Source organism: Gimesia sp. (assembly GCF_048262075.1).
Classification (GTDB): Bacteria; Planctomycetota; Planctomycetia; order Planctomycetales; family Planctomycetaceae; genus Gimesia.
Window position 1 is genome coordinate 176,756 of the sequence record NZ_JBLXFK010000014.1, and the last position, 21,368, is coordinate 198,123.

The 21,368-nt window shown below is 49.7% G+C and carries 17 protein-coding genes, 2 tRNA genes and 1 rRNA gene; 15 read left to right on the forward strand and 5 right to left on the reverse strand.

All coding sequences use genetic code 11. The features are described from left to right. The first annotated feature begins 15 nt into the window (after nt 1-15). Nucleotides 16-1,782, forward strand: coding sequence for a protocadherin (locus ACN0YH_RS22995; RefSeq protein WP_417381936.1), 1,767 nt, complete (start codon nt 16-18; stop codon nt 1,780-1,782). 88 nt (nt 1,783-1,870) lie between these two features. Here the strand turns inward: ACN0YH_RS22995 and ACN0YH_RS23000 are convergent, their stop codons facing one another. Continuing rightward, complete coding sequence (locus ACN0YH_RS23000; protein WP_417381937.1) at nt 1,871-3,544, reverse strand: arylsulfatase; 1,674 nt, start codon at nt 3,542-3,544, stop codon at nt 1,871-1,873. Between the two features lie 371 nt (nt 3,545-3,915). On the opposite strand from ACN0YH_RS23000, the gene ACN0YH_RS23005 reads away from it, so the two are divergent. From ACN0YH_RS23005 to ACN0YH_RS23020, 4 genes are all read left to right on the forward strand, one after another. Continuing rightward, entirely contained in the window at nt 3,916-4,656 is a 741-nt protein-coding gene (locus tag ACN0YH_RS23005; protein WP_417381938.1) for a PDZ domain-containing protein, read from the forward strand. 303 nt (nt 4,657-4,959) lie between these two features. Beyond that, nucleotides 4,960-5,451: an ATP-dependent zinc protease gene (locus tag ACN0YH_RS23010; RefSeq protein WP_417381939.1), complete on the forward strand. Its 492-nt coding sequence runs from the start codon at nt 4,960-4,962 to the stop codon at nt 5,449-5,451. A gap of 42 nt (nt 5,452-5,493) precedes the next feature. After that, nucleotides 5,494-6,744 (forward strand): RimK family alpha-L-glutamate ligase, encoded by a 1,251-nt coding sequence (locus tag ACN0YH_RS23015; RefSeq protein ID WP_417381940.1) that lies wholly within the window; start codon nt 5,494-5,496, stop codon nt 6,742-6,744. 8 nt (nt 6,745-6,752) lie between these two features. Next, nucleotides 6,753-7,913, forward strand: coding sequence for a succinylglutamate desuccinylase/aspartoacylase family protein (locus ACN0YH_RS23020; RefSeq protein ID WP_417381941.1), 1,161 nt, complete (start codon nt 6,753-6,755; stop codon nt 7,911-7,913). Nucleotides 7,914-8,054: 141 nt separating this feature from the next. Here the strand turns inward: ACN0YH_RS23020 and ACN0YH_RS23025 are convergent, their stop codons facing one another. Both ACN0YH_RS23025 and ACN0YH_RS23030 read right to left on the reverse strand, forming a co-directional pair. Next, a complete protein-coding gene (locus tag ACN0YH_RS23025; RefSeq protein ID WP_417381942.1) occupies nt 8,055-8,582 on the reverse strand; it encodes a carboxypeptidase regulatory-like domain-containing protein in 528 nt (175 codons plus the stop codon). A gap of 185 nt (nt 8,583-8,767) precedes the next feature. Continuing rightward, nucleotides 8,768-9,706 carry a DUF1559 domain-containing protein gene (locus ACN0YH_RS23030; RefSeq protein ID WP_417381943.1) on the reverse strand — a complete coding sequence of 313 codons (939 nt, stop codon included), beginning with the start codon at nt 9,704-9,706 and terminating at the stop codon, nt 8,768-8,770. A 577-nt stretch (nt 9,707-10,283) separates the two neighbouring features. Between ACN0YH_RS23030 and ACN0YH_RS23035 the strand changes: the two genes are divergently transcribed. The 6 genes from ACN0YH_RS23035 to corA all read left to right on the forward strand — a co-directional run bounded on the left by ACN0YH_RS23035 (nt 10,284) and on the right by corA (nt 15,145). Beyond that, on the forward strand, nt 10,284-11,024 hold the full coding sequence (locus ACN0YH_RS23035) for a DUF2071 domain-containing protein (RefSeq protein ID WP_417381944.1): 741 nt from the start codon (nt 10,284-10,286) through the stop codon (nt 11,022-11,024). A gap of 36 nt (nt 11,025-11,060) precedes the next feature. Next, nucleotides 11,061-11,225, forward strand: coding sequence for a hypothetical protein (locus tag ACN0YH_RS23040; protein WP_417381945.1), 165 nt, complete (start codon nt 11,061-11,063; stop codon nt 11,223-11,225). A 31-nt stretch (nt 11,226-11,256) separates the two neighbouring features. Beyond that, a complete protein-coding gene (locus ACN0YH_RS23045; RefSeq protein ID WP_417381946.1) occupies nt 11,257-11,706 on the forward strand; it encodes a hypothetical protein in 450 nt (149 codons plus the stop codon). 55 nt (nt 11,707-11,761) lie between these two features. Further along, entirely contained in the window at nt 11,762-12,184 is a 423-nt protein-coding gene (locus tag ACN0YH_RS23050) for a hypothetical protein (RefSeq protein ID WP_417381947.1), read from the forward strand. A gap of 160 nt (nt 12,185-12,344) precedes the next feature. Beyond that, nucleotides 12,345-13,904, forward strand: coding sequence for a GNAT family N-acetyltransferase (locus ACN0YH_RS23055; protein WP_417381948.1), 1,560 nt, complete (start codon nt 12,345-12,347; stop codon nt 13,902-13,904). A gap of 161 nt (nt 13,905-14,065) precedes the next feature. After that, the gene (gene corA / locus ACN0YH_RS23060) at nt 14,066-15,145 is read left to right on the forward strand and encodes a magnesium/cobalt transporter CorA (RefSeq protein ID WP_417381949.1); all 1,080 of its coding nucleotides are present in this window, start codon (nt 14,066-14,068) and stop codon (nt 15,143-15,145) included. A 1,195-nt stretch (nt 15,146-16,340) separates the two neighbouring features. Here corA and ACN0YH_RS23065 read toward each other — a convergent pair. Beyond that, entirely contained in the window at nt 16,341-17,918 is a 1,578-nt protein-coding gene (locus tag ACN0YH_RS23065) for a sialate O-acetylesterase (RefSeq protein WP_417381950.1), read from the reverse strand. Between the two features lie 154 nt (nt 17,919-18,072). Here ACN0YH_RS23065 and ACN0YH_RS23070 point away from each other — a divergent pair, with 154 nt between their 5' ends. Further along, entirely contained in the window at nt 18,073-19,017 is a 945-nt protein-coding gene (locus ACN0YH_RS23070; protein WP_417381951.1) for a polysaccharide deacetylase family protein, read from the forward strand. A 190-nt stretch (nt 19,018-19,207) separates the two neighbouring features. Here the strand turns inward: ACN0YH_RS23070 and ACN0YH_RS23075 are convergent, their stop codons facing one another. After that, on the reverse strand, nt 19,208-19,510 hold the full coding sequence (locus ACN0YH_RS23075; RefSeq protein ID WP_417381952.1) for a hypothetical protein: 303 nt from the start codon (nt 19,508-19,510) through the stop codon (nt 19,208-19,210). A 767-nt stretch (nt 19,511-20,277) separates the two neighbouring features. Between ACN0YH_RS23075 and ACN0YH_RS23080 the strand changes: the two genes are divergently transcribed. The 3 genes from ACN0YH_RS23080 to ACN0YH_RS23090 form a co-directional block, all read left to right on the forward strand. Beyond that, nucleotides 20,278-20,351 (forward strand) — tRNA-Ile (locus ACN0YH_RS23080). A gap of 92 nt (nt 20,352-20,443) precedes the next feature. Beyond that, nucleotides 20,444-20,516, forward strand: a tRNA-Ala gene (locus tag ACN0YH_RS23085). 737 nt (nt 20,517-21,253) lie between these two features. Then, nucleotides 21,254-21,368, forward strand: a 23S ribosomal RNA gene (locus ACN0YH_RS23090); the annotation flags it as partial.

The window sequence follows — 21,368 nt, forward strand, 5'->3', positions numbered from 1 at the left end:
TTGGGGATATTAGATATGAGATTATTCATCACATTGATTGCTGTTACGGCAGTCTGCTTATTCAATCCTGATCTTTCACAAACCTGGGCTCGTGGCGGGTTTGGTGGTGGCGGTGGTGGCTTTCGAGGCGGCGGAGGCGGATTCGGCGGGGGTGGTGGTGACTTCCGCGGAGGTGGAGGTGGCTTCGGCGGTGCTGGCGGAGGGGGGTTTAACGGCGGAAGTTTCCGTGGTGCAGGTGGTCTTGGTGGGGGAGGCGGCTATGGAGGCGGTCGTGATTTTGGTGGCAATGGCCTCAATGGCCTCAATGGTGGCGGTGGATTTGATGGAAGCCGTTTCTCCAATTACGGGAGCCGATTTGATACGCCCAGCCGTTTTAATGATCAAAGCGGATTCGACTCCAGGTTCTCAAATGAGGCGCGCTCGTTTGAGCAATCTGGGAGAAATAATTTCAATCGAGGAAATTTAAATCAGCTCGGTGGTAATGGAGACAGAGGGTTTCGGAATTCGGGTTCACTGAATGTCGGGGACATAAACTTCAACAAGCGCCCCACTCAACAGGGATTAAATAATTTCCTGGGTCTGCCCTCTGATGCCGGACACAATGCGGTGACCAATTCTCATCCTTATGTTCAGGATTTCAGCGGGCGTGATACGATCAATCGTTCTATCAGCTCCGGTTCCGGCTCGGGGAATATTTATCATGGCCCGAATGGTGGTGTCGCAGGTGGAGGTACTTATACAGGCCCGCGCGGGAATACCGTTACCGGCGGTGGTGCAATTGGTCCCGATGGCGGACGTGCTGCCGGCGGTTCAATCGATGGCAAGAACGGCGGTACGGCAACCGGAGGACGTGTTGTCGGTCCCAATGGCGGATCTGCTGCTGGTGGTAGAGCCGTTGGTCCTAACGGAGGAACAGCCGCTGGAGGACGTGTTGTCGGGCCGGATGGTGGCAGGGCTGCCGGCGGTCGTGTAGTGGGGCCCAATGGTGGAAAAGCTGCTGGCGGTGTGGTCCGGGGACCCAATGGTGGCGGTACAGCTGGGGGTGTCGTTCGTGGTCCGAATGGTGGTTACGCTGCGGGGTTTGTGCACGTCCCTCCTTCAACCCGGTATTATCACGGTGCCGTGATTCGCGGTGGATTTGTTGGCTACGGTATGTATTATCCCGGCTGGTATGCAGCGCATCCGGGGGTCTGGTACGTTCCCGGCTGGCCGGCTGGTTATGCCTGGAGTGTCTGTACGTGGGACTCCATGATGGCCTGGTTGACGTTAGCCAATTCGCAGCCCCTCTATTATGACTATGGCAATAACGTGGTGTATCAGGATAACAGTGTTTACGTTAACAATCAGGATGTCGGATCAGCAGAAGAATATACACAGCAGGCCAGTCAGTTGGCTTCTCAAGGGAGCACTGCCGATGTCAGCGATCAGAAAAACTGGATGCCGCTTGGCGTGTTCGCTCTCTCACCCAGTGGACAGACAAAGTCTGATTCCACTGTGGAACTGGCCGTAGATGCGAAAGGCGTCATCCGTGGAAATTACACTGATACGAAAACCAACAAAACTCAGCAGGTACAGGGGGCCGTGGATAAAAAAACACAACGGGCTGCCTGGACGGTCGGCGATGACAAAAACACTGTTTATGATACCGGCATCTATAACCTGACTAAAGACGAGGCACCGCTGCTGGTACATATTGGTAAGAATGAGACTCAGCAATGGCTCATGGTCAGAATTACTCAGAAGGACAAAGAGAAATCATCCAGTACTTCAGCCAGCGAGTAATCACTGCTCTGCTGTTGAGTTTGCTTATTTCCCATAAAACAGAGCTGGTTATTGTTAGCCAGCTCTGTTTTCGGTTTCGCTGGCAACACTATTTCTTCAAGGGGGGCAGATAATCAATGCGGTAATCTGTCGGGAAAGGGAGTACAAAATTCGCCTCGGCCCAGGCTTGCCACTTCTGGTCAAGTTGCTTTACGACGTCCGGATGCTTCTCAGCCAGGTTGCTCAATTCTGTACGATCGACTGAGATATCATAGAGTTCCCAGGGACCACCGCGCAGGGCTGACAGCTTCCAGCGACCTTCCCGGATGGCCCGGTTACCCTGGTGTTCAAAGTAGAGCGTGCGTTCGGTTTGAGGGGAGTTATTGATGGGTATGAACAGGCTTTGCCCGGGAAGGGGAATCGTTTTCACGCCGTTCCACTGAGTGGGGTAGGCGACTTGAGCCGCGGTCAGCAGTGTGGGGACAATATCGATAATATGAGCGGGTGTCGAAATAATGGCTCCCTGTTGCCTGATCTGAGCAGGCCAGTGCACGATGCCGGGCGAAGCGATCCCTCCTTCATGGTTGTAGTGCTTATATAGTCTCCAGGGAGTATTCGAAGCGTTCGCCCAGCCAGAACCGACACTGTGATGTGTATCCGGACCGCCCATTTTTTCGAGCTGATCGTCCCAGTATAAGGTGTTGTTGCGGCTGGATCGGATATCAAATCCAAAGGGATCCCATTCCGCACAGGCACCGTTGTCGGAAGTGAAAATAATCAACGTATTCTCCAGTTCATTATTCTGTTTAAGACTGGTCAGAACGCGTCCGATATTTTGATCCATGCGGTCTACCATGGCAGCGAAAATCGCCATGCGTCGTGCCAGGTCGCCTTGGCGGTCTGTGGGCAGTGAATCCCAGGCTGGATTGACGCGTGCCTCTGCTTCACCCCAGTCCCAATAACGTGAACGGGGAGAAAGCTTCGTCTCCGGTGGTACGATTCCCAGTTCTTTCATGCGTGCCAGTCGTTCTTGCCGGATTTGGTCCCAGCCCACATGGTAGCGATCTGCATATTTGAGGATTTCTTCTTTGGGAGCATGCAGGGGGAAATGCGGTGCATTGAAGGCCAGGTATAAAAACCAGGGTTGTTCCGGATTTTGTCTTCCTTTTCGCATGAAATCGATCGCGTAATCGCCGAGTGCATCCGTGCCATAGAATTCCCCTTTCGGATAAGTGTGGGTGGCTCGGGAGGCGGGGAGTCTGGTGAAATGATCAACGTCCCAAAATGTTTTGGCACTGACCAGTGTCCCGTAGAATTCTTCAAAACCAGACTTAGTCGGATCTTCAGTTCCCAGATGCCATTTACCGGAGAGGAACGTGCGATAGCCTCCCTGTTGCAATATCTGGGCGACTGTAATGGCCTCATCTGCGATATGCCCCTGGTACCCGCGCTGATTCAGGTTGCGCGTCATGTGTCCCAAGCCGATCCGATGTGGATATTGACCGGTCATGATCGTACCACGGGACGGGCAGCAGCGGCCGGTATTATAAAACTGAGTCAGTCGAACTCCCCTGGCGGCCAGCGAATCCAGATGGGGAGTCTTAATCTCACCCCCGAAACATCCCAGATCACTATAGCCCAGATCGTCGGCGACAATCAGCAGGATATTTGGCTTCTGATCGGCACTCCAGCTTGGCCCGGTCAAGCAGAGGCAACACAGGAGTGTGAGCAGGGAGCAGATTAGCCTGGAACGGAACGAAGGGAGCGCTGTAGTCGTCATCATAAGTGTTCTCTTTTCAGTGAGGCCTGGCTGTCATGAGAGCAGGGCAGTACGTGATCAGGTTTCAGGAAATCTGATACGCACGCTGTAGATCAATCAATCAGCTTACACATTCTATTGAGCTGGTTCCAGAATGAGGCTCAGATTTCCCCAGAGCCAGAAACCCAGAGCCAGAAATCGGTAAAAGCAGGCCAGATGATGATGTTGCAAATAATCATCAGAATTCAATTTCCGTATTTGACAAGGTATATGCGTGAGCTAGGATAGGATGAATGCGTTGAGTACGGTGATTGTTGAGTTGCCTGAAATTGAGAAGCTCCGCAACCAGAAATATTATATGTCTTGTACATGTTTTGAGATAAAGGGTTAATAAGATGAAATTGCAGAAGTCTATAACGAGCAAGGGCTTGCTTTGTCTTCTCACACTCTTTTTGGTCGTGAATTATGAATCACAGGCTCAAGAAGCACCGGCCAACAAACAGGCTGCTGCAACTGCTCGCCAGAAGTATGCTGCACTGATGAGTGATGCTCACAAAGCCCGCTTGAACCAGCATTACTCGAAATACTACAAAGCCACTTTGGGAGCGGTTTGCACTGATGCGTCCGGTCCGCTGGCAGCACATTTAACAAATGGTGCGCCAGACTGGTGGACCGGCGTGGGGACTAATCTGGATGGGAATCCCGGCTATGGTGTGGTCATCATGCATGTTGCTCCCGGATCTCCCGCAGAGAAGGCAGGCTTAATGAAGTACGATATCATCCTGTCTTTCGGCAGTCATCGCCTGGCTTCTGTTCGTCAGTTAAACACCTTACTGGCCAAAGCTCAGCCCGGGCAGGACGTCAAGCTTTCTGTGATCCAGGTGGGAGAACAGGGGGCTGTCAGTACGGTTGATGTTACTCTCGGCTGGTCAGAACGGATCAATGCTCCTGCCCAAGGAAATCCTCCACGGACATTTACACCTCACTATCCTTCTGCGTCTAATTTTGGAAACGATGATGAATATCTCATCAATCCTAAAGCACCTTTGAAATATCAGTACGCTGCTCCTTATGAGTACGCTCCCAAGCTGGATCCGTCTGTTCCCATGGATTTTGGATTAACTCCCAAGCCATAGTCGTACGACCAGTTGTCACCACGAAACTTGGAAACAGGCGATGCCAAATAAAGGTATCGCCTGTTTTTTTACAGATTTTCAGTTAGAGTTGCATGCCATAGATACGATAGTTGGTACAACAGGTAAGTCTGTTTGATTTGGCTGAAGCGGATAGCATGTGGCGGCAGGTTAGTTTGAAGTGATGCTGTAATCAGTCTGAGAATGAGTGAAATCATGTTACAGAACTGGCATATCTAGGTATTTTGATGTAGACTAGGTTTCTCGAAAACTAAGAAAAGGTGCAAAGGAGGCCGTGCGGCAAAGGTGACGAGAACTCTGCAGAAGGAAAAGAAACGGAAACCTGGTCTGCCTGTTATTGGCTGGCGAGAATGGATCAGTTTGCCGGAACTCGGAATTAAGAGCATTAAGGCAAAAGTAGACACCGGTGCCCGGTCGTCATCTCTGCATGCTTATGATTTGCATCAGTTCGAGCGAGGCAACGAACAATGGATTCGATTTAAGGTCCATCCCGTGCAACGGAAAACGCGCGAGGTTATTGAAGCCGAGGCTCCGATTTTTGAGTTCCGGTCTGTGCGCAGCTCCAGTGGGAAGGCCAGTCTGCGACCCGTGATTGTGACGAATATAAAACTGCTGGGAGTCAGCTGGCCCGTCGAATTGACGCTCGCCAATCGTGATGAAATGGGCTTTCGGATGCTGCTCGGTCGTGAAGCATTTCGTCGACGTTTTCTAGTCGACGCCGGGAAGTCTTACTACGGTGGAAAGCCGCAACAAGCAAAAAAGCCAAAACGGGTTTAGCGGTTTCAAACCACTACCCTTCAGGCGCTAAAAGGATTTTTTATGAAACTTGCAATTCTTTCATGCAGCCCTCGTTGTTACAGCACGCGGCGTCTGCGCGAAGCGGCAGAACAACGTGGCTTTCAAGTCAAAGTTTTGGATACGCTCAAATTTGCCATCGATCTCAAGCAGGCGGAACCGGATCTCTATTTCCGACAAAAATCCATTTCTGATTACGATGCAGTCCTGCCTCGGATTGGCGCTTCCATTACCTATTTCGGAACAGCCGTGGTCCGGCAGTTCGAGCAGATGGATATTTTTTGTGCGAATTCCTCTTCAGGCATTACCAACTCTCGGGATAAACTTCGCAGTCTGCAGATCCTGAGTCGCCATCAGATCGGCATCCCGCAAACGACATTTGTCCGTGATAAAAAAGACGTGTTGCCTGCCATTGAACGCGTGGGTGGCGCACCGGTGGTGATTAAACTTCTGGAAGGGACACAGGGGATTGGTGTGCTCCTGGCTGAATCGGTCAAATCAGCAGAAGCCATCATCGAATTACTGCAGAACCAGAAGCAGAACGTATTGATTCAGAAATTCGTCGCAGAAAGCAAGGGACGTGATATCCGGGCCTTTGTCGTCGGAGACCGTGTGGTGGCGGCAATGCGACGCGTGGCACAAGGCCAGGAGTTCCGCAGCAATGTGCATCGCGGCGGTCTGACAGAGCCCGTCATCCTTGATGAAACGTATTGTAAAACTGCGGTTCGTGCAGCACAGATTATGGGCTTGCGAGTCGCTGGAGTGGACATGCTCGAAGGCACAGAAGGTCCCCAGATCATGGAAGTCAATTCCTCTCCCGGCCTCGAAGGAATTGAGAAATGTACTCAGCTCGACATCGCCGGTGCCATCGTGGATTATATTTCGGCTCAGGTTGATTTTCCGGAGATTGATCTCCGACAGCGTCTTACCGTCAGTCGCGGGTATGGTGTGACTGAGATTCATATTCCGGAAGGATCGGATTATGTGGGGAAAGCCATCAATGAATCTGGTCTGCGGGACAAAGACATTAATGTATTAACCCTCTATCGTGGTACGACAGTGATTCCCAACCCCCGTTCAGATCGGAAACTGGAATCATTTGACCGTTTACTCTGTTTTGGGAAACTGGAACTGATGCGCGATCTGGTTCCTTCAAAAACACGCCGAAAACGTCGTCCGAAAGTTCAGGATCTGCCCGAGTTGCCTGTGGCTGAAGAAGTACTGACGGATGCTGTCAAGGAGACCGCCGAGTCAGCGCGGTCAGGAAGGGATTGACGCTACACATGGCAAAACCGCGACAACGTAAGCCAATTGATGAATGGAACGGAGACACGATACCGGCTGGGGAGTCGCGCGACGTCAAGCTGGCTGTCAGCGAAAGCTACAGCAGTATGAACGTCAAAATTCCCATTCACATCCGCCGGGCTAAGGAAGAAGGCCCCGTTGTCTTTGTGACTGCTGCCTTGCATGGCGATGAGATTAATGGCACGGGGGCGATTCGTGAACTGATCCAGGATGTGGACTTCAAACTATTGAGAGGCTCGGTCATTCTGGTCCCGGTTCTCAATATACTGGCCTTTGATCGTCACTCCCGTTATTTGCCCGACCGACGTGACTTGAACCGTTCTTTTCCGGGGTCTGCTAACGGCAGTCTTGCCGGTCGAATGGCCCGGATCATTTTTGACGAAATCGTCTCCCGCAGTGACTATGGCATTGATCTGCATACTGCTTCGGTGCGTCGAACCAATTATCCCAATGTCCGTGGAGATCTGACCAGTCCGGATGTTTGCCGACTGGCAAAAGCCTTTGGTTCTGAAGTCATTATGAATGGCAAAGGACCTGCAGGAGCATTCCGCCGTGAAGCCTGCAACAGCGGTTGTCCGACCATCATCATGGAAGGGGGAGAAGTCTGGAAAGTCGAACCGGGGATCGTCGAGTCCGCAGCGCGCGGGGTCAGAAATGTCCTCCGCGATCTGCAAATGCTGGATGGCGCGCCGGAATCTCCCGACTATCAGGTCATCGTCGATAAATCGACGTGGGTGCGTGCAGAACGCGGGGGCTTTCTCAAATTCCATGTCAAGCCTGGTGACATTATCGAAAAAGATCAGCCACTGGCCACCAACACCACTTTGCTCGGCAGAGAACGCAGCATGCTTTATGCTCCGTTTGACTCCGTCGTGATTGGGATGACTACTCTGCCGGCCATTAGTCCGGGGGAGCCCATCTGTAACCTGGGGATGCTGCCCGAAGGAACCAAACCTTCACAAATTCGGAGGTTTCGACGTGAGGAAGACGGCTTGGAAGGTCAGGTCGTGGACGAGCTTTCGACGAATCTGGTGGTTGTAGAACCCTGTGATGAAGCGTCACAACTCAAGCTCGATCACAAGCAGCACCGGGGATCAGGTTCACATCCTGACCCCGAGAAACCTGCCGCGGCTGAGTGAAGCCCTGATTCTGCAAAACCTTCTTTTTGTCAAAGTCGCTGCTGCAGAGATCTGTCTGGATCTCTGCAGTCAGACCTTCAGGGAGTGGGATCAATGGCTGACACCATGCAGGTAATGTCCACTGTCAATAAAAATTCAGTCTTACTTCGATGTTAACTCAAAATCGAAACTGTTCTTTCCATCAACGACTTCTTTTTTCAGTTCTGATTTCGTGTTGTACCGTTCAGGAATGGGATCTTTTTTGAAAGTTCCTTTCGGTAACTTGATTGCCGCGACGCCATCATTTTCACCTCGAAAAGTTTCGATCGGCAGTGTTTCCGCGATGCCCGAATCATCATCATTTTTGGGGGGGACGGCTTCAGCCTTGAATATGGTCACTCGGTGATTCCCTAACAGGGCACCCTTGGAATGTTCCTTGTAAGCGAGGGTATACTTCCCTGAAGCATCTGTTCGACCGGAAGAGGGGTTACCTTTTTCAGGGGAAAAAATGACAACAATTTCCGCCAGAGGCTTACCGTCCATGGTGACGACACCCGAGACAGGAGCCAGTTTTACTTCATCGCCCCCACCCGAGCATCCGAGACAGCAGGCCAGTAAGGCCCCTGCTGAAAATCTAAGTAAGTAACCCGGTTTTGAATTTGATTGATTCAAAATTATTAACGTAGACATGAGCTTGTTCTTCCAGTGATAGAAAATACGATGAAAACCCGGTTTCATTAATTTGATGAAACCGGGATCTATTTAATCGTTACATGGTGGTTTAGACTGTGTCCCGTTTTACTGGTAGCGTCTCCAGGTCCAATTTGGCCCGAGTATCTTAGATTGAGAGACGCTATGGTTAAATGTGATGCGCTCTAAAACTCACCGATCACATTTTTGTCATTGATTGCGGACAGATAGATCAGGGTTTCGCCATCAATGTTTTCGCTGATGAATTGGACTCGCCCATCCCCCAGCAGGAAGTGGCAGCCTCCGGCGTGGGAACTGCTCAAGGTCCATGCATATCGCAGGCCATCGGTCTGATTAATCCCGTTGATCAGGTAAATCGTGGAAGGAATAGGGGCGGTTGAAGAACCCTGCCAGTTCCGCACCAATGCGGTATGGTAAGGCCAGTCGCCGTAGTTACCAGCTGTAGCACTGTTGAGTGGTGAAGAACCAATCCAGATTGCTCCTGAACCCCGGTCTTCTGTCGTGCGTTCGCCGACGACAATCACATTACTGACGCCATCAGTAATATCCCGGATTCTGGTGGCAGCGTGATTGTTCCACGCGCTGGTGTAACCCTGAGTCGTTGAAGCAGTCAGCATGCGGGAAGGAGAGTACAATGCCGGATAGTTTGATTTACCCCATGAACTGATATTGGTGTTAACCCCTTCCATGGGATCAGAGGGGCAGTTGAATGCCGGGATAACCAGGTTGATGACTGTTGGCTGCAGAATCACACCTGCTGTCGTACGCCAGGGACCATTCATATTGATCTGGTTATAAATGTTGGTCTGGTCCATGAATGGCAGCAGCATGACGCTCCAGCCCAGATAACTTTCTGTGGGGATATCACCGGCAATTGTACGGACACTTTCCACCTGCATCTGCGGAAAAGTGCGGTGTGTTTCGTGGTAGTTGTGTAACGCCAGGCCGATCTGCTTTAAGTTGTTTTTGCAGGAACTCCGGCGTGCCGCTTCCCGAGCCTGTTGCACGGCTGGCAACAACAGGGCAATTAGAATGGCAATGATCGCAATCACTACCAGCAGTTCAATCAGGGTAAAACCCCGTTTTCCAGGCAGCTGTCTCATCTTCGTCTCCGAAAGGCATAAAAGAAAAAAAGAAAAAAAGAAAAGGAAAACACCACAATCTTGAATTCTTATCGAGCTTTCAGAAGAACAGAAAGCAGACGCATACGCAGCAATATTGAGACAGGCACAGTTCAGTCAGGACACGCCCCAAGGGGCTTAACAGGGAAATGCCGGGTATTTAATCTCGTGATAAGAGCGCAAAACTTGTGACTTGAAAAAGAATCAACAGCAAAGAATTGCGAGTCGGAGATCAGAGGTTTTGGGGCGTTGAGACGCTGTTGATACTGCTCTTTTCAAGTTAACGCATCATTTAACACTCGAGATTTCAAATAGCAACGGAGAAAAATAGAGAAATCGTTTTTTTATATTGTTAAATAGGGGGGTGAAAACATGCATTTCCATATCTGATATATATTTAAGAAAACAATCTATTTTGAAAAAAAACTGACCTGCGCAAATTCAGTTCTGACAAATATGATCGTTTATGTTTGCCAGAATCTCTTTGACGAAACCGGAGCGATCGAGTATCGTTGGAATTGCGCAGAGGAGTTCACTCTCATTTCTCCTGGAGTCGTCGATGAAGATCCCCGTGATTGAAGGCATGATTGACCGTCGCATTCTGGCAAATTTCCGAGTTGAACCGGAAGCCATGGCCCGTGTTCTGCCGGCTCCGTTTCGTCCCCAACTGATTCACGGATATGCCATTGGTGGCGTTTGCCTTATCCGACTGACGAATGTGCGACCCCGGTGTGCCCCCTTTTCCTGGGGAATTCGTTCGGAGAATGCCGCCCATCGGTTCGCCGTCGAATGGGAAGCGGACGGTCAGACACATCAAGGCGTCTACGTAAATCGTCGCGACACCGATTCCTGTCTGAATGCCCTGGCAGGAGGGCGGATTTTTCCGGGAACTCATCACCATGCCCGCTTTACAGTTGAAGAGACGGACGATTGTTTCTCGGTCGAAATGCAGGCCAGAGATGGTCAGGCTCGGATGCAGGTGACAGGTTCTGTAGCCGATGATTTGCCAGCTTCGTCAATCTTTGCCTCGGTTCAGGAAGCGTCTGACTTTTTCGAACAGGGGTCACTGGGGTATTCGGCCAGCAACAGGGCAGGGCACTTTGACGGGCTGGAATTAAGTTGCCGGGACTGGAAAGCGGAACCGTTACAGGTAGAGTCCATCGCATCCAGTTTCTTTGATGATCCCCAGCGTTTTCCACCGGGGACTGTCGAATTCGACTGTGCCCTGCTGATGCGGGGCATTCCCCATGAATGGCACAGCCGCCAGGATTTGTGTTGCCCTGAAACTCTCCCGATCTGATTGAGATTTCAACTCATACATAAAAGGAACACTCGAATGGATGCCCGTGTTTTTCTGACGTTGATCGTGCTGGGACTGACTGTGACTCCTGTCAAAGCGGAATCAAAATCTGATTCCCGCCAGCAAATCGAGCAGCCGTCGTCAGAGCTGGGTTTGCCATTTTATCATTGTTATTCTAAGTCTGGTGACAAGGTCTGCTGATTCACTACCGGTAAAAGTCAGGAATTAAGGGATGTCGGAACAGTCAGACAAATTCGAAAAGCAGCTCAAAGTAGCCGGAGTATTATTCATGGCTCTGGCCGGCCTCTGCCTGTTGGGGCTGTTGTTCCTGCCGCTCCATTACATGATGTTTAAGTCGATGATGCAGATGGGTTTTCCGCGTCATCAAAACGCCCCGGACCCTCAGCAGATGTTCGAATCGATGCGGACCCCCTTTTATTTCGTGTATGGGGTTCTTGGGTTTACTTTTCTGTTATTTGGTGGAATGTCACTGGTCACCGGAATCAACCTGTACCGGAGAACCCACCGGACTCTCTGCATTATTGGATCAGCGGCAGTCTGCATCTGGTTCCCGATCGGAACCGCCCTGGGAGTCTGGACGTTGCTGATCCTGTTTGATAAACAGGCCCAGCCTCTCTTTGAAGCACCGAATCTACTGAGGGAAGACGACTTTTTATCTTGAATTACAGAAAATATGTAGATGAGATCTCAATCCCAGTTTACTGAGGAGTGCCCCGATGACTGCTTCCAGAGCCAGCCAGTTGAATCTGATCGGCGCCCTGTTTTTAGTTTTGGGTCTGATCTCAATATTCAATCTTGCGATTTTGAGAAAGATTGGCGATCAGCTCAAAGCGAATTCTGAAACAACAGCAAATCTGACGTCACTCGAGGGAACCAAACCTGAAAGCAGTGATCAATTTGACTCCATGGCGAACAGCATGGTAATGGGGATGTTCATTGTCTCGATTACCTTTACACTGGTCTGTTTTTTAACAGGGGTCTGCCTCTTAAAGCGATTCAGTTATCGGACCTGTCTCGTCGGCGCCGCAGTGACCTGCATTATCTTCCCTGTGGGGACGGTTCTGGGAGCCTGGGCGATCTTCGTATTAACTGCCAGAGATACGAAATCTCTCTTTGAGGACATGGCGAGCGATTCCTGAACCGGGACCGTTCCGGAGCGAGGGGCTCAAAAATCTTTCCTGGAGTGGCATTGCCAATATCTACAGAGAAAAGGATTTTCGGGGGCTATTCAAAATCGAGAGTGCTGACGATAATAGTCTCGTGCACTGTCCCTGTAGCTGCTTCTCTTAAGGAAAATCAATGGAACCGCTTGATCTGAAGGATTTTGAATGGAAGATCGAAGTCCGCCCTTTAACAATGGACGATTTCGATGCGTTAGTGGAGATGGAACAACTCTGTTTTCCCGGCATGCAGACCTGGGGGCGGGAGCATATTGAAAGCCAGCTCAAGCATTTTCCCGAGGGACAACTCTGTGTGGAAATTGATGGGCGACTGGCGGCTTCGTCTTCCAGTCTGATTCTGACATTTGACCCCAGCCTGGAGTGGCATAACTGGAAAGCGGTCGCCGATGACGGCTTTATCCGCAATCATAATCCCAAGGGGGATACGCTGTACGGGATCGAAATCATGGTTCACCCCGATTTTCGCGGGATGAAGCTTTCCCGGCGGATGTATGATGCCCGCAAAGAACTCTGTCGTCAGAAAAATCTGACCCAGATGATCATCGCTGGCCGGATTCCCGGATACCACAAGCACGCCGATAAACTGACGGCCCGTGAGTACATTGACTGCGTGGTTGAAAAGGCGATCTATGATCAGGTGTTGACGGCGCAACTGGCCAATGGATTTTCGGTCCAGGGGCTGATTCCCAATTATCTGCCCTCGGATACCGAATCCTGCGGATATGCGACCTACCTGGAGTGGACGAATCTGGACTATAAGCGGGGTGCCAAGCGTCGTTTTCATCATCCGGTCGAACCGATCCGCATTTGTGTCGTGCAGTACCAGATGCGTTCGATTAAAGGCTTCGACGAGTTCGCCCAGCAGTGCGAGTTCTTTCTGGATACAGCCTCTGATTATAAATGTGACTTCATCCTGTTTCCGGAGTTATTTACCACGCAACTCCTTTCCTGTGTGGAGGCGACTCGTCCCGGCCAGGCAGCCCGCCGGCTGGCGGAATTCACACCACAGTATCTTGATTTCTTTACAGAAATGGCCGTTAAATACAATGTCAACGTGATTGGTGGTTCGCAGTTTGTTGTCGAGCACGGCACACTGTTTAACTCGTCTTATCTGTTTGGTCGCGATGGCTCGATTGGGAAGCAGGATAAAATCCATATTACTCCCAGTGAACGCAAGTGGTGGGGCGTCAGTTCCGGTGACCGGGTTGAAGTGTTTGATACGGACTGCGGTGCGATTGCCATTCAGATCTGTTACGACATCGAATTTCCGGAACTCACCCGGATTGCATCTCAGAAAGGTGCTCAGATCGTCTTCGTACCATTTAACACTGATACGCGGCACGGCTATCTGCGGGTCAGGCATTGTGCCCAGGCCCGGTGTGTTGAAAATCACCTGTACGTTGCGATTTCAGGCTGTACAGGGAATTTGCCCTTTGTCGAAAACGCCGACATTCACTATGCCCAGTCGGGGATTTTTACACCCTCTGATATGGAGTTTGCCAGTGATGGAGTGGCCGCGGAGTGTAATCCGAACGTCGAAACCGTGATTATTCATGACCTCGACTTCGAATTGTTAAGACGTCACCGTGAGTCGGGCAGTGTGCAGAACTGGAATGACCGCCGCACAGAGCTCTACCGGGTTGTCTACAAGGAAGATGGTAACTCCTTCGAAATTTAACCAATCCCTCTTCAGTCTGATCTCGCAGCCTGAGCCATGATTTCTTAGAATCCGGCTCGGGCTGCCTGTGAGTCTGCTCTCAGGTAGAGTTACTTTATTCTCACTCGATGTGTTTCAGGTGTGCGAATAAATAATCCAGTTTTTCCTGCGAGCAAATATTTATGCTTGATATCTATCGGAATACATCAAAAAAAGTTGGCATGCCACCCGGCTCTCTGATCCACGTAGGTGACTTTAATGAAGAAGATACCCGGATTTCTGTCATCGACTATGGTTCGATTGATGTCGAAGAGCCCAGCGTGGAAACCGTGGAAGACCTGCTCAAGTTTCGCGAGAAAGATTCGATTACCTGGGTCTGTCTGGAGGGACTGAAAAATGTTGAAATCACCGAGTTGATCGGCAAATATTTCGACATTCATTCGTTAGTGTTGGAAGATATTCTCAATACACATCAGCGGCCCAAGTTCGAAGAATACGATGATTATCTGTATATTGTTCTGAAAGGTCTCTCGCTGGGAGAGCAGGGGGGCAAGGCAGACGAGTTTAATGTCGATTACGAGCAGATCAGTATTCTGGTGTTCAATGACTTTGTCTTTACATTTAAGGAATGGAAAGACGAACTGTTTCTTCCTTTGATTCAGCGGATCCGTACGAGCACAGGCCGCATTCGAACTCTGGGAGCAGATTATCTGACCTACGCCATTTTAGATACCATCGTTGATCAGAATTTTGTGCTGCTGGACTCGATGGATGAGCGGATTGATACGATAGAAGAAGAATTATTATCAAATCCTACTTCGGAGACGCTGGTTTCCATTCAGCGACTTAAGCGGGAACTGATTGATATTCGGCGTTCTACGTCACCTCAGAGGGAACTGCTGTCGGCGATCCTTCGTTCTGACCACAAATTGATTGGCGAGAAAACGCATATTTACTTTCGCGATGTTTTCGACCATGTGCTGAGGATTTCGGAATCAGTGGATTCCTATCGTGACATGTTGGGGGGCCTGCTGGATATCTATGTTTCCAGTGTCAGCAACAAGATGAATGAGGTTATGAAAATCCTGACGGTGTTTGCCTCAATCTTTATCCCGCTCACGTTTATCGCCGGGATTTACGGCATGAATTTCGAGGACATGCCTGAACTCCGTTGGAAATGGTCGTATCCGATCCTCTGGGGGGTGTTCATAACACTTCCGGTGGTCCTGCTGACCTATTTTAAAAAGAAAAAATGGTTGTGAACCGGCCTGTATGAGATTTCTGAATTAAACCCTGACCTGTTGACAGTGGTTCGGGATATTCATCTGCAGCTACTGCAGGCACTGCTTTTATAATGCCTGGTGAACCGGGCAAGGAGGCCCTGAGCACAGGCACTGTCGGGCAAGCTGACCGATGGTACCCGGCGGGTAGAGGAAGTTCGGGTGTGGAGGGAGCGGGTTGGCTTTGTTGTTCTGAATTGTGCGATTGCCCTGACAGTTTCCTGTTCGCTGCGCTCACCCCGGATTGCATCCGGGGTTACCCTTTCTTTTTCTTTCGTGTTATATCGTGGTAGTCAGTTCTTATTTGAAGGTCTGCCCTGACAGTTTCCTGTTGTCTGCGACAACCCCGAATTGCATTCGGGGTTACCCTTTCCTTTTCTTTCGTGTTATATCGTGGTAGTCAATTCTTATTTGAAGGTCTGCCCTGGCAGTTTCCTGTTGTCTGCGACAACCCCGAATTGCATTCGGGGCTACCCCCTGATCTGTATATAGTGGTTCGGGATATTCATCTGCTGGGGTTGGATCGCTTCCTTTATAATGGTTGGTGAACCAGGTAAGGAGGCCTTGAGCAGAGGCACTGTCGGGCAGGCCGACCGATGGCACCCGGGATTTTAATCTCAAGTGGTTTCTATCTTGATGAGCATTGTCTTGCCTGTTTGATGTTGTTCTGGTGGATTGCGGTTTCATTTCATTGTTGTAGGAAAATCTTAGGGAGAGGCGTGGGGGCGTCAAGAGGGATGAACAGAATCATGTGGCGATGGGTGTTGATAGAGAGCCGATGCTGGTGTGATCAGGGGCGGCGCCGGGATGAAGGACTGCGAAGTGCGGCGATCCGCAGGCATACATCACGAATTAGTGTGGTTACAGACAGTGCAAATCTGGAAAAAACAGGCTGTTTTATAGTGAAGATCAGGAATAAGTGTCGCGTGTTTCGGTGCACTGTAAACTGGGCACGCGCGCGACTCAAAACAGCGTTTATCGCCAGCGGCGCGGCGGGGTCAAGTTCATTTTATGCAGCGAGGGGTGAGGGAATGTGTAGCAGCAGGTATGGGAAGTTCAGTCCTGCAGGCGATTGGAGACGCTACTGTAAAAGGGGACACCATTGAGAGCTTATAAAAAAACGCCTCAGAGAATCCTGTTCCCTGAGGCGGCTTGTGATTAAATCATCAGTATTTGCTTAATGATTATTGATCGTTACACCAGGCCAGTCGTCCGTACGGAAGGGTGTTACAGGCAGGCCTTCTTTGTTTTGGACGTTACAGATAGGGTTATCTGCCCAGGCATACCGAACGGCAGCTGGATTCTTGACGGCATCACTCCAGACTTCGATTTTATTGCCACCAACGATTTTGGCATTGGCTTTGACAAATTTCTTGTCATCGCCGGCAATGGTGAAACCGATGGGAGTTGTCACGTCGAAGGTGTCGAGGCCTCCGCCAACATGATCAAAGGTCAGAATCACTTTGTTGCCTTTGACTTCCATTGACTTATATCGGGGGCTCTGGTGCACGACTTTGACGCCATAATCTTTCGCCAGTGCCCAGCGGGCCAGACGCATGGCGACATCTTGTTTGTTTTTGGGGTGAATGTCAGAAGCTTCCCCCAGATTCAGAATGACGGCTTCACCCGTGTTGGGCAGCGCATCCATAGTCAGCGTCTGTGCCTCACGCAGTTCAGCCCAGTCGCTGTCAGCCGGTTCTGGCTTTTCGCTGCGGAAGTCAGCCAGTTGGACCCAATAGAAGGGAAAATCGCCCTGGTTCCATTCATTACGCCAGTTCTGGATCATGAATGGGAACAGTTTTCGGTACTGGAAAGCACGACTGGCATTAGATTCACCCTGATACCAGATGGCTCCTTTGATGCCATAACCGATGGTGGGATGCAGCACGCCGTTATAAATGTTGGCAGGACGGTGGTTACCAGTCAGCGGATTACGCGGTGCCCGCGGGCGTCGTGGTGCCGTTTTTCCTGCTGCTTTGGCTTTTTGTACTGCTTGTTTCCACTGCTCCAGGCGTTTGTTGTAAGCAGCAACGGCCTGATCATGGTTGTAGGTTTCTTCGGTCTTTTTCCATTTTTCCAGCATTTCTTTGAATGCAGGTTCCTCTTCCAGTCGCTTGCGATTCACCCAGGCTTCCGCAGAAGAGCCACCCCAGGCATTGTCAATCAGTCCGATGGGCACATTCAGCGTCTGGTAGAGTTGACGGCCAAAGAAATAACCGACCCCGGAAAAATTCTTAACGGTTTCGGGAGTGCAGGCTTCCCATTGTCCCTTGAAGTTGTCTTGAGGTTCCTGAGTCCCGACCTGGGGTACCGATATCAATCGGATCTTGGGGTAATTGGCGGTCATGATTTCGAGGTCGGCATCATTGGATGAGCCAACGGTCCACGCCATATTGGACTGGCCAGAGCAGATCCAGACTTCGCCTGAGAGAACATCCTTCAATGTAAGGGTCTCTTTTCCCTTGATTGTGATTTCATAAGGACCGCCGACTTTGAGAGGTTCGAGCGTGACTTTCCATTTACCGTTATTGTCAGCAGTTGTGGAATGAGACTGCCCATCAACGGTGACTGTGATCTTTTCACCCGGTTCGGACCAACCCCATAACGGGTTTTTCTGCCCCTGTTGCAGGACCATGTGGTCGCCAATAATCGAGGGAAGTTTGATTTCAGCTTGCGCCAGATTTACATTCAATGCATTCACGGTGATCAGCATCAGCAAAACGGCTGCAAGTCGTTTCAGAGAGACACAATTCATTTGTAGTTCCTTGCAGGATAAGTAGAATAGAGGAGTGGTAACAATCCAAATCCACTTATAGCTTGATCTGATTGATATCAGAATTCAAGCGAACCCTTTCAATTCGCGGCGTCAAATCCATTTTTCTATTTCTTGTAACTCCATCAGGTGATTCATGAAACGTCAACTACTGAGTACATGGTTCTGTGTTTTTGTTGTGACCAGTGTCGTTACTGTTCATGCGGAAAACGAAAAAGCAGCAGGAAAGCGTTATGTCATCATTCACGCTGATGATGCAGGTATGTCGCATTCGGTGAATCAGGCGACCATAGAAGGCATGCAGAAAGGAGTTGTCTCGTCAGCGAGTATTATGGTGCCCTGTCCCTGGTTTAAGGAGTTTGCAGATTATGCAAAACAGAATCCGGACCAGGATTTCGGCATTCATCTGACTTTGAATTCCGAATGGAAAAATTATCGCTGGGGACCGGTTGCTTCGCGAGATCAGGTGCCGAGCCTGTTAGACGGGGAACATTATCTCTGGGACAACGTTGGGCAGGTGATGCAGCATGTGAATGTAAAAGACGCGGAAAAAGAGCTGAGGGCTCAGATTGAGCGTGCGAAAAAATTCGGAGTTCCACTCAGTCACCTCGATACACACATGGGGGCCGTCGTCAGTCGTCCGGATCTGCTGGAAATGTATGTAAATCTGGGGATCGAGTACCAGCTACCGGTTTTGTTCGTCGCCAATCTTGATCCGAAGGAATATGGTCTGATTGCAGAAAAGGGCAAAGAACTGAAAGTCGTTCTTGAGAAAAACGGTCTGCCGGTGCTGGATGAACTAGTTCAATTCTACGGCGAGCCAGATTATGGAAAGCGAAAAAATGCCTATCTGGACAAGCTGCGGGGGCTGAAGCCGGGGGTGACACAGATCATTATCCATTGTGGCTTCGATAATCAGGAACTGCAGAATATCACCAACAGTTCCTCGCGTCGCGATGGAGACAGACGTGTCTTCACGGATCCTGAGGTTATGAGGGAAATCAAGGATCTGGGGATCGAAGTCATTAATTGGAAACAGTTTCATGAAATGGCAAAGCAGAAAGTGGCTGTAAATGAATAGCTGTTTGTAATCCGGCAGGAGTTGTGCAGTTGTATAAGTATGCCAGTATCCATATCTGTTTCGGCATTGGAGAGGCCATTATTAAGTAGCAGGCCTTCAGTTTGAGCTGCCAAAAAAAAATCCCCTGCAGAGAATTATCTGCAGGGGACCATTTTCAAAGATAGAAACGATCTATCTTTTTCAGGAGGCTCTATTGTGGGGGGCTGTTAGCGGTGGGCTTCTCAATACAGCAGTTGCCCCCGTTTTCACATTCGGTAAGTTGTTTCTCACAGCAGGCCTTTTCGTCCAGGCAGCATTTTTCTGCCTGATCACAGCAGGCCAGGTCTTTCGGGGAGCATTCCACTACGGTAGAGGTATGGCAACAGGCCTGCCCTTGCTCACAGCAGGGCAAATTAAATAGACAACAGTTGGATGTATTTGTTTGTGAGTGAGCAGAAGCAGTCATTCCCAAACCAACGGACAACATTGTGGCAGTGACCATTTTCGATAACATCTGACGTCTCCTTAAGAATGGATCAGTGGTTAATGGATCAGTGGTTAATGGATCAGTGGTTAATGGATCAGTGGTTAATGGATCAGTGGTTATGTAGCTGATATAGAGTGAAAACCGGGTTACGCAGTTTCAGGTAATCAGCAGATCCAGACACAGTGCAGCAGATATAATGGACGTGAATTCGCCAGAGAATGACAGGGGGTTTGGACTCTGTTTCGGCCAGATGGAGTTTGCGAACTGGAATCATAGTGTGCAGAAATCCCTGTAACTGGTACAGGAAAATGATTCTTCGAGGTCGCAATGACCTGTTTAACTCCACATCGGCAGTCATCACTTGAGACTGGTGAGGTCGGATGCTGATCAGGCGAAGTATCGGGCGGGCAGCAGTATGAATCAGCGGAAAGAACCGGACTGTGCACCTGCATAACTGAGAAACAGCTTCCGCTGCTGGAAATAGTCGGACTGGATAGTAATGCCAGTGATAAACCAGATTTAAGCAGAAGATTGAACATGACAGCATCGCTCCGGCATACAGGTCGACAGGAAGTTCCGTTAAATCACGTTTTCCTGATGTCTGCCAGATACTACGGCTGTGGTGTGATAACTGTTGGAAAAACGGTTTCTGCAATGATAATTAGGGGGATGCGAACCTGTTCGCAGGAAGTGTGTCTTTTTCCCGTGAAGAAAATGTTGATTTTTGTGAAACTAGTGTCGAAAGAGACTTTACAGCAACAAGATAAGAAGGCAGAATACGCGTCCTCTTATTGGGGCGTATAGCTCAGTTGGTTAGAGCGCAGCTCTGATAAAGCTGAGGTCCGTGGTTCGAATCCACGTACGCCCATTTTTTTAACTCTCTAAGAGGGACTCCAGGTTTTGTAGCTTTATAGGTTACATGCCTGGTGTTTGCCGGCAACTTGTTGTCGGCATCTGTTAGGGGACGTAGCTCAATTGGGAGAGCGCCGCCCTTGCAAGGCGGAGGTTGCCGGTTCGATCCCGGTCGTCTCCATTGTGTTTCAGGAAGTAAAGTGGTCTGTGCCTTATAGAGGTTCTAAATCAGGTCCCAAGTCTTTCTGGAGAACTTCCAGGGAATTATTTCTCCTTGGGTTGACGGGTGGTTTCTGACTGGTTAAGATCCCGCTCCGCTACTTGTTCTTGGCAGGGTCTGTTGAGGGCAAGTGGTTGTCACAAAAGGGTTTGTGGCAAAATGTTTCAGAGAATTGTTTCTCTGTGACTTGACGAGTGGTTTCTGTCTGGTTAAGATCTCACTCCTTCACTTGTTCTTAACAAAGTTGTTGGGTGTAAGTGGTTGCCACAGAGTAGTTTGTGGTGAGGAAGTGTTTGAGGGGTTTTGGAAAAAGTTTTCAAATTTGTTTCTCGGACGGTTGACTTTCTGAGAGACGACGATAAGATGACTCTCTCAGCTGACTTAAGTCGATTGAATCGAATTCAGCATTGCTGGCTTTGATTCAGCTGATTTTGGTTGGCTGTTTTTCCCTGGGGATAACCCTGGGAATCAATGTTCTTTGACAATTTGGTAAAAGTAATAAGTGGCATCTATAAACGATAGAGTTCTCAGATTACAATATCAATTCTTCGGAATGGTATCGTTTTTTCGAGATTTTGTTCTTAGGCAAATCGACTCAAGTGCAAGGTTGTTATGCAAGACCTTGTGAATTGAGATCGGGTTGTAATGTTTTTGGCTCCCGCAAGGCAATGTGTTGAGTGTGAGGTAAAAATTATTACGGCTAAGCTATTAAGGGCGTATGGGGGATGTCTTGGCATCAGATGGCGATGAAGGGCGTGGAAGACTGCGATAATCTTGGGGAAGTTGTCAAACGAGCGTTGATCCCGAGGTTCC